We start from the raw sequence: 15,826 nt of genomic DNA, 5'->3' as shown, positions 1-15,826 counted from the left end.
CTGATCAATTTTCGAGGAACAAGTCATGGACCAGTCAACAGGTTTTCAAAGTGTCACCGCGACCGACCCGGACGCGACGAGCGGTTACCGCACCTTCACGCTAGGCGATTTCGAATTCAGCCGCGATGCTTATTTCGTCACGGTCAAATGGCCGTCCAAGGGGGAAACCCGGTCGCACCAGATGCATGCCGACGACTTCCTGCGCGCAATGATGCGCGACGTGGCGTGGGGATTTTTCTACGGCTGGGTCAATTTTGACGAAGTGATCGGTACGCGCAATCACTACGGCCGCGTGGACATGTATGCCGGTTCGTATAACGCGAGCTTCAAGGAAGCGGGCGTCGACTACACGCAGCAGTTCGAAACGCCGCTGATCATGGCGACGTTCAAGGCGATCCTGAAGGACTGGGTCAACGAAGGGTTCGATCCGTTCGCGGCTCCCGAGGAAACGGGTTCGGCATTCGGTATCAAGCACGGCGACAATATTGGCGCAATCGAGCGCACGCGCATTGCGACGAAACGCATGCCGGGAATCGTGGGTGATTCGCCGTTGCGCGACGACCTCCCGGTCAACCGGCAGTTCGCAGACGTTGGCCAGGACGAGCCGGAGATCCACGCCGCACCGGGCTTCGAACATGAGCTGCATGCGTTCAGTCTTTTCAAGTACCTCTCGCGTTCGGACGTGACCTGGAATCCATCGGTGACATCGGTGTGCAAGCAGAGTCTCTTTTGCCCGACCACCGAGGAATTCATGCTGCCGGTTTTTCACGGCAACGACCGCGTGGAGTGGTTCCTGCAACTCTCCGACCAGATCATCTGGGACGTCGGCGACAAGGATACGGGCGAACCCCGCGCCCGCATCACGATGAACGCCGGCGACATCGCCGCCATGCCGGCCGATATTCGCCACAAGGGTTATTCGCAAAAGCGTTCTATGTTGCTTGTGTGGGAGAACGCAACGCCTGATCTGCCCAGGCGTTACGAGAGCGGCGAACTCCCGCCGTATCCCGTGCCGCTTTAAACCCCTTTTTCGTCTATCCAGGTCCCGAACGACGCAGGCCCCGCCGGCGTCGCGGGCAGGGCTTTGTCTTCAGCCTTTATCAGGCAGGACCACCATGCAAACGCAACTGTTCATCAATGGCCGTTTCGTTCCCGCCGAGAGCGGTGAAACGCTGGCATCACTCAACCCGCACGACAACTCCGTGATCGCCCAGGTGTCGATGGCCGGGCCAGCGGATATAGACCGCGCCGTTGCCGCGGCGAAGGCCGCTTTCCCGAAGTGGAGCAACATGGCGGCGATGGATCGAGGCCGCCTGCTGCTCAAGCTGGCCGACGCCATTGAAGCGAATGCCGATGAACTGGCCCGGCTCGAATCCCTGGATACGGGTCATCCGATTCGCGATACCCGCAACCTTGACGTCCCGCGCACGGCCGTCACGTTCCGCTATTTCGGCGGCATGGCGGACAAGTTCGAAGGGTCGGTTGTGCCGGTCGAAGCGGGCTTCCTGAACTATGTGACACGCGAACCGGTCGGCGTGGTCGGGCAGGTGGTGCCATGGAATTTCCCGCTGATGTTCACTAGCTGGAAAATGGCGCCCGCGCTCGCCGCCGGCAATTGCGTGATCATGAAACCGGCCGAACTCACGCCGCTTTCCAGTCTCGCGATTGCTGAACTGATGGCCGAGGTGGGTTTCCCGCCGGGCGTGGTCAATATCGTTCCCGGTCTCGGTCAGGTGGCGGGGCAATATATCGCCGAGCATCCGGAGATCAGCAAGGTGGCGTTCACCGGCTCGACCGCAGTCGGGCGCAAGGTCGTGCAGGCTTCCGCAGGCAATCTCAAGAAGGTGCAACTTGAACTGGGCGGCAAGGGTGCGAACGTCGTATTCGCCGATGCGAACCTTGACGCGGTGGTGCAAGGATCGGCGTTCGGGATCTTTCATAACCAGGGGCAGGCGTGTATTGCGGCATCGCGGCTGATCGTGCATGACTCGGTTGCGGACGAACTGCTTGAGCGTTTTATCGCGTTGGCGCGCTCGATCAGGATCGGCGATCCGCTCGATCCGGCGACCGAGATGGGGCCGCTGACGTCGCGTCATCATCGTGACCGGGTGCTGTCTTATGTCGATGTCGCGCGCGAGCAGGGTGGCCGCATTCTCTCAGGCGGCAAGGCGCCGGATAACACCGCGCTTGCCAATGGTTGTTACGTCGAACCGACTATTGTCGCGGCGAAGCCAGGGGATCGCGTGTCGCAGGAAGAGGTGTTCGGACCGTTCGTTACGGTGAGCACATTCGGGAGCGACGAAGAGGCCCTGGCCATTGCAAACGGCACCGAATACGGCCTTGGCGCCGGCATGTGGACACGCGACCTGCAACGCGCGCATCTCTTTGCGCGGCAGTTGAAAAGCGGCATGGTCTGGATCAATTGCTATAAGCGCGTGAGCGCGGCGTCACCATTCGGCGGCGTGGGATCGAGTGGCTATGGCCGCGAGATGGGCTTTGAAGTCATGCGCGAATACACGCAGCCGAAGTCGGTCTGGGTGAACGTCGACGCCGACATTCCGCCTTACTACCCGCGCTGATCATGGACCCGTTCACCTATCAGGGGTTGCCTTCACGCGTGGTGTTCGGCGCGGGCAGTATCAGCCACCTCGAGCGCGAGATCGATTTGCTGGGGGCCAGGCGGGCCATCGTGCTGTCCACGCCGGAGCAGCGCGAACAGGCCGAAGTGTTCGCCGCGCGACTCGGCTCGCGGGCGGTCGGGGTGTTTTCGAAGGCAGTCATGCATGTGCCTGTCGAGACCGCGCAGGCGGCACGCGACTACGCCGCGAAGCTGGGCGCCGACTGTGCCGTGGCAATAGGCGGCGGCTCCACGACGGGCCTCGGCAAGGCAATTGCGCTCACCTCATCGCTGCCGATCCTTGCGGTTCCAACCACGTACGCCGGCTCGGAAATGACGCCTGTCTACGGGCTTACCGAAGGCGGGTTGAAGAAGACCGGCCGTGATCTGCGGGTGTTGCCGAAGACGGTGATCTACGATCCCGAGTTGACGCTGTCGCTGCCCGCCTCGATTTCTGTCACGAGCGGCATCAACGCAATCGCGCACGCCGCGGAAGGACTCTACGCGCAGGATGCGAATCCGATTACCGCATTGATGGCGGAGGAGGGTATTCGCGCGCTGGGAGCGGGTATAGGCCGCGTCGTATCACGCCTCGACGATCTCGATGCCCGCGCCGATTGCCTCTATGGCGCGTGGCTGTGCGGCGCTGTGCTCGGCAGCGTTGGCATGGCGTTGCACCACAAGCTATGCCACACGCTCGGGGGCACCTTCAACTTGCCGCATGCCGAGACACACACCATTGTGTTGCCGCATGCCCTTGCATACAACCGCGAAGCCGCACCGCTCGCGATGCAGCGGATCGCGCGAGCACTTGGGGCCTCGGATGCTGCGCAAGGCGTGTTCGATCTTGCCCGTGACAACGGCGCGCCGACGGCGTTGAAGGATATCGGCATGAAGGAATCGGATATTGGCGTCGCGCTGGATATTGCGTTGAAGACCCCTTACTGGAATCCGAGGCCACTCGAGCGTGCCGCATTGCGGACGTTGCTCGAAGCCGCTTACGAAGGCCGCCGCCCCGACTGACTACCCTGTGTCAGGCACGCAAGAAGGCCGGCACAGAACGATAAAAGATTGAAGGAGACAAACATGGATGATCATTCCATCGACGGCACTCGCCGTCATTTCGTAAAGCTGGCGGCGGGCGGTACGCTTATCGCAGCCTCGCCGCTGTTTGCGCGCATCGCGAACGCTGCCAGTTCGCGCACACTGAAGATTGGTTACGTGTCGCCACAAACCGGTCCGCTCGCGCCGTTCGGAGAAGCGGACCGCTTTGTGATCGCGCAGATGCAGGCGGCGCTTAAAGACGGCATCGCAATCAATGGCAAGCAGTATCCGGTGGCGATTCTGGTCAAGGACAGTCAGTCGAATCCGAACCGCGCCGGCGAGGTGGCGAATGACCTGATCCTGAAGGACAAGGTCGACATCATGCTGGTCTCGGGCACGCCGGAGACCGCCAATCCCGTGAGCGACGCGTGCGAGATCAACGAGATGCCGTGCGTCTCCACGGTCGTCCCGTGGCAACCCTGGTTCTTCGGCCGGAAGGGCGATCCCAAGAAGGGCTTTCGTTTTACGTATCACTTCTTCTGGGGCCTTGAAGATGTGATCGCCGTGTACACCGGCATGTGGCAATCGGTGCAGACCAACAAGTCGGTCGGTGGACTTTTCCCCAACGACGGCGACGGCAACGCATGGGGTGACAACAAGCTCGGCTTTCCTCCCGTGCTCGCGCAAAAGGGCTTTACGCTGAAGGACCCCGGCCGCTTTCAGTCCATGACGCAGGACTTCTCGGCACAAATCGCAGCGTTCAAGCAAGGCGGTGCGCAGATCGTGACGGGTGTCGTGATTCCACCCGACGCGAAGAATTTCCTGGTGCAGGCGCGCCAGCAGGGGTTCAAGCCAAAGGTCATTTCTATTGGGAAGGCGTTACTTTTTCCGACATCGATTGAAGCGCTGGGCGATCTTGGCGAGGGCCTCTCAACGGAAGTGTGGTGGTCTCCCTCGCACCCGTTCAAGTCGTCGCTGACGGGACAGTCGGCCCGCCAGTTAGCCGACGCATACGAGAAGGCCACGTCGAAACAATGGACGCAACCCATCGGCTTTGCGCACGCGCTGTTCGAGATCGCGGTGGACGCTCTTAAGCGCAGCAAGGACGTGGACTCGAACGAAGCGATTCGCGACGCGGTGGCATCGACGAAGCTCGATACGGTCGTCGGTCACGTTGCATGGGGGAGCGGGCCGGTGAAGAACGTCGCGAAGACGCCGCTGGTTGGTGGTCAGTGGGTCAAGGGGCAGACGCATCGCTTCGACCTGGCGATCGTGAACAACCAGCTCGCGCCGAATGTGCCGCTGTCAGGCCCGCTCAAGTTGATCGGATAGAGGGAGAGGCGAGCATGAACTGCGTTCTCAGATTGACGGACGTCTCGAAGAGCTACGGCGCGCTGAAGGTCACTGACAACATCAGCTTCGCGATCGAGCAAGGAGAGACTTACGGGATTCTCGGACCGAACGGCGCGGGAAAGACGACCCTTTTCAACCTCATCAGCGGCGACGTACGGCCGGACGCAGGCACGATCGAATTTGACGGAAGCAATATCGGCAAGCTGGCACCGTATCGCCGGTGCATGGCGGGTATCGGCCGCTCGTATCAGGTGCCGCGACCCTTCGGCGGGATGACGGTGTTCGAGAACCTGCTGGTAGGAGCCACCTTTGGCGGCGGGTTGAAAGAACGTGAAGCAGCCGACCTGTGTATCGATGTACTTGAACGTACCGGCCTCAAGCGCCGCGCGGACCAGTTGGCCGGCACGCTTACGCTGCTGGACCGCAAGCGTCTTGAGCTTGCTCGTGCACTGGCGACCCGGCCCAAACTTTTGCTGCTAGATGAAATAGCAGGCGGCCTGACGGAGCCGGAGACACACGAACTCGTCGATGAAATCCGCGGTGTCAAGGAACAAGGGGTGACGATTGTTTGGATCGAGCATGTGGTGCATGCGTTGCTCGCCGTCGCCGACCGGTTGCTGGTCATTCACTTCGGCAAACGTCTTGCCCAAGGCATCCCCGCCGCCGTGATGGACGACCCCGAAGTCAGGCGTGTCTATCTCGGCCTGGAGGCTTGATCGTGGAGGCCATTCTTGAAACTCGCGGACTGACCGCCTTTTATGGCGATTTCCAGGCGCTTTTCGGTATCGACGTGAGGGTCGAGCGCGGCGAAGTGATCGCGTTGATCGGCTCGAACGGTGCGGGAAAATCCACCTTCCTGAAGGCGCTGGCCGGACTCCTGCCTGCGCCTGAGCAGCAGATTTCCTACAAGGGCGAGGCGATCGGCGGCATGCCGGCTGCACGCGTTGTCGGAAAGGGGATCGCACTCGTCCCTGAAGGGCGGCGGCTCTTCGCCAGCCTGTCCGTTGAAGAAAACCTGCGGCTTGGCGCTTATTCTTCGCGGCTCGGGCGCTGGACCCTGGACACCGTCTATACGCTTTTTCCCATCCTGAAGGAGCGCCGCCATCATCCGGCAACCGCGTTGTCCGGCGGTCAGCAGCAGATGGTTGCACTCGGCCGCGCATTGATGAGTAATCCGGACCTTCTCATGTGCGACGAACTTTCTCTCGGTCTTGCACCGGTCGTGGTCAGGGAAATCTATGCCGCGCTGCCGTCGATTGTCGGAGAAGGTATGAGTGCGATCGTCGTCGAGCAGGACGTGCAACTGGCGCGACGCGTGTCGAAGCGCTTCTATTGCTTTCAGGAAGGCCGCGTGTCGCTGGCGGGCGCCTCGGCCGAGGTGTCCGACGAAGCTATCACGCGAGCCTATTTCGGAGCGGTCTCATGAGTTCACTCATCAATATCCTCTTGCAGGGCGTGTTGCTCGGCGCCCTTTATGCGCTCTTCGCAATGGGCCAGTCGCTGGTGTTCGGCGTCATGCGCCTGACCAATACCGCGCATGGCGACTTCATCGTGCTGCTGGTCTTTGTCCTGTTCGTCCTGACAAACCTGGCTCATATGCCGTTGTGGGCTGCTGTGCCGGTGTTGATCGGGATCGCATTCTGCGGGGGATATGCGGTGCAATACACCGTGCTCAATCGCGTCAGCAGCCGGGATCCCCTGCCGTCGCTCGTGGTCACCTTCGGTCTCTCGATCGTGATCCAGAACGTGCTGCAGGAAGTGTTTTCCGCGGACCCACGCTCGCTTGCGACCGGTGGTTTCGAATCGATGAGCATGGCGTTGCCCGGCGGTATAGCGCTCGGACTTTTGCCGCTGCTTACGCTTGTCGTCGCAGTCGTGGCCACGCTTCTCCTGCAGTGGCTCTTTGCCCGCACGCCGCTCGGCCGCGTCTTTCGCGCCACGTCCGACGACCGCGAGATCGTCCAGCTGATGGGCGTCTCGCCACGCAGGACGTTCGCTCTTGCAATGGGCATTGCGTTCGTGCTGATCGCGCTTGCCGCGACGCTTTATGCCTTGCGTACCGCCGTTTCTCCGTCCGATGGTCCCGCGCTCCTGCTCTATGCGTTCGAGGCGGTAATCATTGGGGGGATGGGCTCGTTCTGGGGAACGTTCCTCGGCGGAATCGCACTCGGCGTGGCGCAGCAGATCGGTTTCCATATCGACCCGGGCTGGGGCATCTGGCTGGGACATGTGCTGTTTCTGGCGCTGCTGACGATCCGGCCGCAAGGCCTGTTGCCCAAGACCGCGTGATGAGCGCCGGGAGGTTACGCACATGAACGTCAATGAACGACATTTCGAAATCCGGCGGGCAACGCGTGCGAGCAGGGTGGCCGTGTTCGTGCTGTTGATTGTCGCGGTACTGGTCGCCAGTTTCCCGTATTGGGCCGGCCGCGACACGTTGCGCGACTTCACGCAGATCGCCGCGTACCTGGTCTTTGCCATGATGTGGAACCTGCTTGGCGGTTACGGCGGAATGGTGTCGATCGGACAACAGGCGTATTTCGGTATTGGCGGATACGCCATGCTGATACTCGCAAACTACGGTGACCTGTCGCCCTTTGTCGCCGTGCCGGTTGCGGCTATGATTGCCGCGCTGATCGCGGTGCCGGTCTCCCTGGTCGCGTTCCGGCTTGCGGGCGGGTACTTCGCCATAGGCACATGGGGGATCGCCGAGGTCTTCCGCCTGACAGTGGCGAACGTGTCCTGGCTAGGCGGAGGGTCGGGCACGAGCTTGACCGGTCTACAAGACATTCCCAGGTCCTTGCGCGAGTCGCTGACGCTGTGGCTGGCACTGGCAATCGTGGTGGCCGCTATCGGCTTGCTATATGTCTTCCTGCGCTCGAAACAGGGTCTCGCGCTCACTGCCATGCGCGACAACGCGGTGGCGGCGAACAGTCAGGGTGTCGATGTGAAGCGCGCCCGGTTCGTCGTGTATCTCGTTTCGTCAGGGGGCGCCGCGCTCGCGGGCGGACTCTATTTCGTGAGCAACCTGCGGATCTCCCCCGACGCCGCGTTCTCCGTGAACTGGACCGCTTTTGCGATTTTCATCGTGATGATAGGCGGCTTGGGAACGCTTGAAGGACCGATCATCGGCACGTTGATATTTTTCCTGCTGAACAAGTTCCTGTCGGACTTCGGGACCTGGTATCTGATCGGACTGGGCACGCTTGCCATTGTCGTCACGATGTTTTTCCCTCAGGGATTGTGGGGTTACGTATCGCGACGGTTCGGACTGCAACTTTTCCCCGTCGGCCGGCGTGTCGTGTTTCTTGAGCCGGGGGCGATGATTCAACCTGCGCGCACGGAATCGGCAGACCGCCGGCATGCGGCGCACTGACGATAGCAGGAGTAAGGCGGCATGAACGATGCAGCGAGCAATAGCAATGGCGTGCCCCTCTGCATTCTCGACGACGTGCCGGACGGTGGCGGTCTCGAGGCACGGGCAGAGGTCGTGGTGCTGCGCCGAGGAGACAGCGCGTGGGCTTACCGCAATGTATGCCCGCACTTCTCCATACCGCTGAACTATGAGCCGAACACGTTTTGGGCCTATGGCGGGGAGCTTCTCATGTGTGCCCATCACAGCGCGATGTTCCGGTTCGAGGACGGCGTGTGCGTTGATGGTCCATGCCTTGGGGCACGCCTGACCCCCGTGCCCATCCGCACTGAGGGCAGGAGAATATTTGCCGATGAATAGGCGCGGAAACCGCTATTCCTGCAAGGCAACCAGTGAACCGGCCGCTTCGCCGCGCTTGAACGCCTCAATGTCCCTATACCTCGCACCGGGATGCCCGGCCGGCAGCAAGCGCCCCTTGCCAAACAGTTTTTCGCGCAGCGTACCGGGCGTATATTCCTGGCGATAAACGCCGCGCCGTTGCAACTCCGGCACCAGGTAATTGACGATGTCCTCGAAGGTCTCGTGCGCGACCGCATACGCAAGATTGAAGCCGTCCACGCCGGTTTCTTCCACCCAGGTTTGCAGGATATCGGCAACGGTTGCCGCCGAACCCACGAACACCGGTCCCATGCCGCCAATACCCCCCCATGCCGCGAGTTCGTCGATGGTCCAGGATTTTGCACCGCCTGCCAGATGTTCGATGGCGGAGACAATGGCGTTGGTTTCCACCTTCTTCACCAGATCGGTTGGCGCGTACTGACCGAAGTCGACGCCCGTCCAACCCGACATGAACACAAGCGAGCCGTCGTATGACGTGTAGCGGCGGTACTCCTCGAACTTTGCTTGCGCCTTGGCATCCGTCTCGTCCACGATGACCGTGACCAGGTTGTAGATCAGCAAGGCGCCCGGATCACGTCCGCCAAGCGCTGCCTGTTCGCGGACGTCGGCAACATAGGCCTTCAGCACTTCCTTCGTCGGGGCTGCGACGAACACGCACTCGGCGTGCCGGGCGGCGAACGCCTTCCCTGCACCCGACGCACCGGCCTGATAGAGCACGGGAGTGCGCTGGGGCGAGGGTTCGCAAAGATGGTAGCCGGGCACGTCGAAGTATTTGCCGTGGTGACCTATCTCATGCACCTTCTCGGGGTGCGTAAACACCCGGTTGTGCCGGTCGCGGACCACGGCATCGTCTTCCCAGCTTCCCTCGAACAGCTTGTACAGCACCTCGATATATTCCGCCGCCACTTCATAGCGGTTGGCGTGCTTGCGCAAGCCGCCTTCGCTGATATTCTTCGCACCGCTTTCCAGATACGACGTCACGATATTCCATCCCACCCGGCCTTTCGTGTGATGGTCAGCTGTCGAAAGCCGCCGGGCGAATGTGTAGGGATGCTCGAAGGTCGTCGACGCCGTGATGCCGATTCCCAGGTGCTCGGTCACCATCGCGATAGGCGCTGCGAGCTGCAGGGGATCGTTGACGGGGATCTGCGCCGCTTGATGGATCGCGTGATAGTTGCTGCCCTTGTAGACGTCGTAGTAACCGATCACATCGGCTATGAAAATGCCGTCGAAGAAACCCTTCTCGAGGATTTTTGCAAGATCCGTCCAGTACTCGAGATCCTTGTATTGCGATGACCGGTCGCGTGGATGAGACCACAGGCCCGGCGACTGATGACCGACGCAGTTCATCTCGAACGCATTGAAATGGATGGTTTTGCTCATGGCTGCCGGCTTCCCGATATTCACGCTAACAACCGGACAATCTAGTCTTCGAATGGACTGTGTGCTCCAACAATTTCAGCTTTGCATAGGTGCGTGGCTGCAAAGGCTCGTGCTTCCGTTCAGTGCGTGCGGCAGATCATGATGGCTTGCCCCTTGGGGTTCATATCGAAAGAAAAACTCCTTCTTTGCGTGACGAGATGGCTGTCCGTATAAAGCTTCTTTGCCATGCAACCCGCAAGCCCGAGGAGGCGAATCTTGAGCACTGTCGACATTGAAACCGCCCTGCCTGCGTCACTGCCGATCGGATCGGCCAGCGATGTGTCGCGCCTGATCAACACAAGCCTCTCGAAGAATAATCACGCGCGCGTGATTGTCTTGCTCGCACTGGGCGGCGTGTTTCTCGACGCATACGATCTGACGACGCTCTCGTATGGCATTCAGGACGTCACGCGTGAATTCAACCTGACCCCGGCGCTAAGCGGCTTCGTCAGTTCATCCATCATGATCGGGACGATTCTCGGCAGCCTTGCCGGTGGATGGCTGACGGACAAGATCGGCCGCTACCAGGTCTTCATGGCCGACATGCTGTTCTTCGTTGTTGCGGCCATTGCCGCCGGGCTCGCGCCGAATGTCTGGGTGCTGATCGCGGCAAGGTTCGTGATGGGGTTGGGCGTGGGTATCGACCTGCCCGTTGCCATGGCGTTCCTCTCGGAGTTTTCGAAATTCAATGGGCGTGGCAACAAGGCGTCACGGCTCGCGGCGTGGTGCCCGATGTGGTATGCGGCGTCATCGGTGTGTTTCCTGATCGTGTTTGCGTTGTACTTCTTTCTGCCGGCTCAGCACGCCGACTGGCTCTGGCGGGCGTCGCTGATCTTTGGGGCCGTGCCGGCACTGATCATCATCATGGTTCGCAGCAAGTTCATGAATGAGTCGCCGTTGTGGGCGGCGAACCAGGGCAATCTTAAAGAAGCGGTGCGTATCTTGCGTGAGTCGTATGGCATTCACGCGCATGCCGTGGACGATACGCAAGAGCAGAAAGCATCGAAGCAGCCGCCGGTCAAATTCCGCGTGCTGTTCCAGCGGCCCTATCTGCAGCGGACGCTCGTTGCCAGCGTGATGAATCTTTGCATCCCGTTCGAATACACGGCGATCGCCTTTTTCCTGCCGTCCATACTGTCCCAATTCCTGGGAGCCGGTGTGTTCGAAACAATCGCGGCATCGCTTGGGCTGAACGTGTTGTTCGCGCTGGCAGGCGGTCTGCTCGGCATGCGGCTGGCTTATAAATTTCCTTCGCGTCACGTTGCAATCGCGGGCTTCGCATTGCAGTTTGTTTCGTTGATTGCGCTCGCGCTGATAGGACATCCGCAGGCGGCGCTCGGTATTGGCCTTGCCGTACTGATGTTGGGTACATGGTTGTTCGCTGAAGGTTTCGGCCCGGGCGCGCAGATGATGATCTATCCGGCCTTGTCTTACCCGACTTCCATTCGTGGTACCGGTGTAGGTTTTGGCCGGTCGCTGGCTGGCATTGGAAGTGCGCTCGCGTTGTTCGTGCTGCCCATCCTCAAGGCTCGTTTTGGCACCGACATGTTCTGGATCGTTGCGTTGGCCGCCGTGATTCCTATCGTGTTCCTGGTGCTGATCCGCTATGAGCCGACCGCACACGATATCGACGACGAAGACGCGCCAACGCCGGCAACAGCGTGAGCGCCGACCTGCCTATGCTGGTCGCGCGCTCGGTATCGAAACGCTTCGGCCCGACTGTCGCGCTCGATCGATTCGACCTCTCTGTTGCGGCGGGCGAGGTCGTGGCGTTGATGGGCGCGAACGGGGCGGGAAAGTCCACGATCGTCAAGATACTGAGCGGCGTCTATCCCGGCGACGGAGGGTCGCTTGAACTGCACGGCAAGCCGTACGCGCCGGCCTCTCCGCAGGAAGCGAAGGCGCTCGGCGTAGCGACAATGCATCAGTCGATCGCCGACACGGTCGTGCCCACGCTGTCGGTCGCGGACAACCTCCTGCTCGATCGTTTCAACAACGCGGCCACGCCATGGTTTGTCAGGCCCGCGGCGCGGCTCGAGGAGGCGCACTCCATGGCTGCGCTGGTTGGCCTCGACGTCGACCTGCGCGCGCCGTTGTTCACGCTGTCGCTTGCGACAAGGCAGCTCGTCACGTTGGCCCGGGCGCTGGCGGCCAGGCCGTCCTTCCTCATACTCGATGAACCAACGGCAAGCCTCTCGGCTGCGGAAGCCGAGCGTCTCTTTACCGCACTCGACATGCTGCGCAAGCGTGGTGTCGCCATGCTGCTGGTCTCGCATCGGTTAGGTGATCTCAAGCGAATGGCGGACAGGGTGGTCATCGTCCGTGATGGCCGGCTGGTAGCCAATCTGAAGACGCCGATTGATTTCGACGACGCCACTGAAACCATGATCGGCCGTGCGTTGCCGAGGACGCGCCAACGAAGAACGGTGCGTTCGACGGCGGATGAGGGGCTTCAGGTCCGAGGCCTGAAATTGTTCCCCGGTGCGGATAGCCCCGCGCTCGACTTCGACGCCGCTCGCGGCGAGATCGTCGCGTTTGCGGGACCTCTGGGCGGCGGCAAGTCGCGGCTGGCGCGGACGCTGTTTGGTATCGAACGCGTGGTCGCGGGCACGATGACACTCGATGGCCAGCCGTGGCAGCCGCGCTCCGCTGCCGAGGCAATCCGCGCGGGCGTCTTTCTTGTAGGCGAGGACCGCTGGAGCTCGTCGCTCTTTCCGGACAGCGTGCCATTCGCGTCTATAGAAGGCACGTTGAGTTTCCCGTTCCTCTCAAACTGGTTCAGGGGCGGGTGGGTGAACAGGTCGCGCGAACGCCGCGAGGCCGCGTCCGCTATCGGGCGCTTCTCCATTCGATGCAACGGTCCGGAGGACCGCGTGGTCAACCTCTCGGGCGGCAACCAGCAAAAGGTCGTGCTTGCCCGCTCGCATGCAGAACCCGCCCGCCTGTTGTTGCTTGACGAACCGTTCCAGGGTGTTGACGCCGGCGCTCGCGCGGACATTGCCGATGTGCTGCGAGCGAATGCGGCGGATAGGGTGACGCTGGTGTTCGTCAACGCTATCGAAGAGGCGTTTGAAGTCGCGGACCGCGTGCTGCACTTCGACCGTTCGATCATTGAAACAAACATTGAAGATCTTGCCGGAGCCTGACGCATGAAACTTGGCGCTTCTACTGAAGCAAGCTCCGTTACCCGAGCGGAGTTCAGACGCACCAGCGTCAGGACGCATCTGGAGCGTAGCGGCATCTTGCTGTTGCTCGTGGCGATGGGTGCGGTATTCACCTGGCGTGAGCCGGCATTCCTGAGCGTGGACAATCTGTTCAGCATCTTGCAGGCCGCGTCGATTGTCGCGCTTCTGGCCGTGGGCGTCAGCATTACGCTGGCGGTAGGCGGCTTCGATTTGTCGGTCGGGAGCACGGCCGCAACGGCGCAGATGGCCGCGAGCTACGTGCTTGTTGTGTGGCATGGCAACGCGCTTGCCGCTGTTGCGGCGTGCCTGGCGTTAGGTGTCAGTGCGGGCCTTTTTAATGGCTTGCTGATCACGCGTCTTCGTGTCCCGGACCAGCTTGCCACCCTCGGAACCTTGTTCCTGCTGGCGGGGCTGCAACTGATTCCAACGGGCGGGCGTTCGCTCGCAACCGGCACGATCCTGCCGGACGGCACGGAGACCACCGGGACGTTTCCTGCGGCCTTCCTGGCGTTGGGCCGGGCTCGCTGGTTTGATGTCGTGCCGGTGCCGGTCATTGTGCTCGCCGTGGTGACGCTGGTCGCGGTGCTCGTCATGGAATTCACACGATGGGGTCGTGTGCTCTACGCAACCGGCGGCAACGAGACGGCCGCGCGGCTCGCCGGTGCGCCTACGGCCCGTTATCGCGTGGCGGCGTATGTCGCATCGGGCGTGATCGCTTCACTCGGCGGCGCGTTGATTGCCGCACGCGTCGGGCGTGGCGACGTTGGCGCCGGAAATTCACTGCTTCTGGATGCGGTCGCCGCCGCGCTGATCGGTTATGCGGTATGGGGTGCGAAGCGTCCCAACGTCCTGGGATCCGCCGTTGGCGCGGTGTTTGTCGGCGTGTTGCTCAACGGACTGACCATGCTCAATGCGCCGTACTACATGCAGGATTTCATCAAGGGTGCGTTGCTGGTCGGCGCGCTCGCCTTCACGTTTAGCATCGGCAAGCAAGGGGGGCGGTGAATCCAGTTCGGCAACAGCGTCTAAGAAGCAATGGAGCTAAGCGTAGAAGGATTCGCTTGATGTCCTTAGCGTTATCGTTCGGTTTGAACCCGGTCATGGCGCTGCTAGATTGATGTCGATCCGACACAAAAAAGGGTAAGCATGTCAGCCATTCCGCAAAATACAGCGGCACGTCCCGCATCACTCCATCCAGACGGATCTACAGGGAAAGCCCCCGCGCATATCATCCGCGATGACGCTGAAGCCATTGCGCGCGCCCACGAAGTGGCCGCTCGTCTTGCAGAACACGCTAGTGAGCGTGATCGCGAGCGGCGCTTGCCCCACGAGGAAATCGACTGGTTTTCGCAAGCCGGCCTATGGGCAATCACCGTGCCCAAAGAGTATGGCGGTGCGGGTGTGTCCTATGTAACGCTGACGGAAGTCATCAAGATCATCGCCGCGGCCGATCCCTCGCTCGGACAGTTGCCCCAGAACCATCTGGGTCTCGTCGATGTCATTGCGCTCACCGGAACTCACGAGCAGAAGCAGTTTTTCTTCGGCGAGATATTGCGGGGGAAGCGTTTCGGCAACGGCTTTTCGGAGAAGGGCACGAAACACGTCCTGGACCTGAAGACACGCGTCACGGCTCAGGGTGACGAGTATGTTGTCCACGGCACGAAGTTCTATTCGACCGGCGCGCTGTTCGCGCATTACGTGCCTGTCCTGGGTCTCGACGACGAACGCCGTGGCTGGCTTGCCTACATTCCAGCGGGTACGGAGGGTTTGCAGGTTATCGATGACTGGTCCGGTTTCGGTCAACGCACGACGGCGAGCGGCACGGTTATCGCAGACCAGGTGCGGGTTCCGGCATCGCACGTATTTCCGGCGTTTCGCGTCTCGGACCAACCGACGCTCAATGGCCCGATTTCCCAGATCATCCAGGCGGCTATCGATGCGGGTATCGGACGTGCAGCGGTAGACGACACCCTGAAGTTCGTACGCGAGCGCTCGCGTCCGTGGATAGATAGCGGTGTGGAGCGCGCAAGCGACGATCCGCTTGTAGTGCGTGAGGTAGGTCATCTTCACATTCAATTGCACGCCGCCGAGGCGTTGCTCGAACGCGCCGCGCGTACGCTCGACGCAATTGCAAGCCAGGCGCGGGCGCCAAGTGAGGACGATATCGCGCGTGCATCGGTGGCGGTCGGTGAGGCGAAAGTATTGACCACCGAGATCGCCTTGCTTGCGAGTGAAAAGCTGTTCGAACTGGCGGGCACGCAGTCGACCCTTGCTGCGCACAACCTGGATCGTCACTGGCGCAATGCGCGTACGCATACGCTGCACGACCCGGTGCGCTGGAAATATCACCTTGTGGGCAACTACTACCTGAATGGCATCAAACCGGCGCGCCACCCGTGGAATTAAAACGGGTCGCCGATAAAAAGGGCGGTG

At 61.2% G+C, this 15,826-nt stretch carries 14 protein-coding genes; 13 read left to right on the top strand and 1 reads right to left on the bottom strand.

Annotation, left to right across the window (positions count from 1 at the left end):
- The first annotated feature begins 25 nt into the window (after positions 1-25).
- From ABH944_RS09465 to ABH944_RS09425, 9 genes are all read left to right on the top strand, one after another.
- The gene (locus ABH944_RS09465; RefSeq protein WP_404605413.1) at positions 26-1,021 is read left to right on the top strand and encodes a hydroxyquinol 1,2-dioxygenase; all 996 of its coding nucleotides are present in this window, start codon (positions 26-28) and stop codon (positions 1,019-1,021) included.
- Between the two features lie 94 nt (positions 1,022-1,115).
- A complete protein-coding gene (locus ABH944_RS09460) occupies positions 1,116-2,579 on the top strand; it encodes an aldehyde dehydrogenase family protein (RefSeq protein WP_404605415.1) in 1,464 nt (487 codons plus the stop codon).
- Between the two features lie 2 nt (positions 2,580-2,581).
- Positions 2,582-3,640 (top strand): maleylacetate reductase, encoded by a 1,059-nt coding sequence (locus tag ABH944_RS09455; protein WP_404605417.1) that lies wholly within the window; start codon positions 2,582-2,584, stop codon positions 3,638-3,640.
- Positions 3,641-3,703: 63 nt separating this feature from the next.
- A complete protein-coding gene (locus tag ABH944_RS09450; RefSeq protein WP_404605419.1) occupies positions 3,704-4,993 on the top strand; it encodes an ABC transporter substrate-binding protein in 1,290 nt (429 codons plus the stop codon).
- A 14-nt stretch (positions 4,994-5,007) separates the two neighbouring features.
- The gene (locus tag ABH944_RS09445; RefSeq protein ID WP_404605421.1) at positions 5,008-5,730 is read left to right on the top strand and encodes an ABC transporter ATP-binding protein; all 723 of its coding nucleotides are present in this window, start codon (positions 5,008-5,010) and stop codon (positions 5,728-5,730) included.
- Positions 5,731-5,732: 2 nt separating this feature from the next.
- The gene (locus ABH944_RS09440) at positions 5,733-6,440 is read left to right on the top strand and encodes an ABC transporter ATP-binding protein (protein ID WP_404605423.1); all 708 of its coding nucleotides are present in this window, start codon (positions 5,733-5,735) and stop codon (positions 6,438-6,440) included.
- Positions 6,437-7,303 (top strand): branched-chain amino acid ABC transporter permease, encoded by an 867-nt coding sequence (locus tag ABH944_RS09435; protein WP_404605425.1) that lies wholly within the window; start codon positions 6,437-6,439, stop codon positions 7,301-7,303. The genes ABH944_RS09440 and ABH944_RS09435 overlap by 4 nt, the downstream gene beginning before the upstream one ends.
- Positions 7,304-7,325: 22 nt before the next feature.
- Positions 7,326-8,390, top strand: coding sequence for a branched-chain amino acid ABC transporter permease (locus tag ABH944_RS09430; RefSeq protein ID WP_404605426.1), 1,065 nt, complete (start codon positions 7,326-7,328; stop codon positions 8,388-8,390).
- Positions 8,391-8,411: 21 nt separating this feature from the next.
- A complete protein-coding gene (locus ABH944_RS09425) occupies positions 8,412-8,747 on the top strand; it encodes a Rieske (2Fe-2S) protein (protein WP_404605427.1) in 336 nt (111 codons plus the stop codon).
- Between the two features lie 12 nt (positions 8,748-8,759).
- Here ABH944_RS09425 and ABH944_RS09420 read toward each other — a convergent pair whose 3' ends face one another.
- Complete coding sequence (locus ABH944_RS09420) at positions 8,760-10,169, bottom strand: LLM class flavin-dependent oxidoreductase (protein WP_404605429.1); 1,410 nt, start codon at positions 10,167-10,169, stop codon at positions 8,760-8,762.
- A gap of 255 nt (positions 10,170-10,424) precedes the next feature.
- Between ABH944_RS09420 and ABH944_RS09415 the strand changes: the two genes are divergently transcribed.
- From ABH944_RS09415 to ABH944_RS09400, 4 genes are all read left to right on the top strand, one after another.
- The gene (locus ABH944_RS09415; RefSeq protein WP_404605431.1) at positions 10,425-11,873 is read left to right on the top strand and encodes an MFS transporter; all 1,449 of its coding nucleotides are present in this window, start codon (positions 10,425-10,427) and stop codon (positions 11,871-11,873) included.
- A 14-nt stretch (positions 11,874-11,887) separates the two neighbouring features.
- Positions 11,888-13,354, top strand: coding sequence for a sugar ABC transporter ATP-binding protein (locus tag ABH944_RS09410; RefSeq protein ID WP_404605987.1), 1,467 nt, complete (start codon positions 11,888-11,890; stop codon positions 13,352-13,354).
- A 3-nt stretch (positions 13,355-13,357) separates the two neighbouring features.
- Complete coding sequence (locus tag ABH944_RS09405) at positions 13,358-14,398, top strand: ABC transporter permease (protein WP_404605433.1); 1,041 nt, start codon at positions 13,358-13,360, stop codon at positions 14,396-14,398.
- Positions 14,399-14,539: 141 nt separating this feature from the next.
- A complete protein-coding gene (locus ABH944_RS09400) occupies positions 14,540-15,799 on the top strand; it encodes an SfnB family sulfur acquisition oxidoreductase (protein WP_404605435.1) in 1,260 nt (419 codons plus the stop codon).
- Positions 15,800-15,826: the final 27 nt, after the last annotated feature.

This window comes from Caballeronia udeis (genome assembly GCF_044909315.1).
GTDB lineage: Bacteria > Pseudomonadota > Gammaproteobacteria > Burkholderiales > Burkholderiaceae > Caballeronia > Caballeronia udeis_A.
The sequence above is the reverse complement of the archived record's forward strand: the minus strand, read 5'-3'. Positions and strand labels throughout refer to the sequence as shown.

Coding starts and splice junctions, on each gene's coding strand:
- ABH944_RS09410 (WP_404605987.1), top strand. CDS start 11,888: ATGCTGGTCGCGCGCTCGGTATCGAAACGCTTCGGCCCGACTGTCGCG.
- ABH944_RS09455 (WP_404605417.1), top strand. CDS start 2,582: ATGGACCCGTTCACCTATCAGGGGTTGCCTTCACGCGTGGTGTTCGGC.
- ABH944_RS09420 (WP_404605429.1), bottom strand. CDS start 10,169: ATGAGCAAAACCATCCATTTCAATGCGTTCGAGATGAACTGCGTCGGT.
- ABH944_RS09460 (WP_404605415.1), top strand. CDS start 1,116: ATGCAAACGCAACTGTTCATCAATGGCCGTTTCGTTCCCGCCGAGAGC.
- ABH944_RS09405 (WP_404605433.1), top strand. CDS start 13,358: ATGAAACTTGGCGCTTCTACTGAAGCAAGCTCCGTTACCCGAGCGGAG.
- ABH944_RS09465 (WP_404605413.1), top strand. CDS start 26: ATGGACCAGTCAACAGGTTTTCAAAGTGTCACCGCGACCGACCCGGAC.
- ABH944_RS09435 (WP_404605425.1), top strand. CDS start 6,437: ATGAGTTCACTCATCAATATCCTCTTGCAGGGCGTGTTGCTCGGCGCC.
- ABH944_RS09430 (WP_404605426.1), top strand. CDS start 7,326: ATGAACGTCAATGAACGACATTTCGAAATCCGGCGGGCAACGCGTGCG.
- ABH944_RS09400 (WP_404605435.1), top strand. CDS start 14,540: ATGTCAGCCATTCCGCAAAATACAGCGGCACGTCCCGCATCACTCCAT.
- ABH944_RS09425 (WP_404605427.1), top strand. CDS start 8,412: ATGAACGATGCAGCGAGCAATAGCAATGGCGTGCCCCTCTGCATTCTC.
- ABH944_RS09450 (WP_404605419.1), top strand. CDS start 3,704: ATGGATGATCATTCCATCGACGGCACTCGCCGTCATTTCGTAAAGCTG.
- ABH944_RS09445 (WP_404605421.1), top strand. CDS start 5,008: ATGAACTGCGTTCTCAGATTGACGGACGTCTCGAAGAGCTACGGCGCG.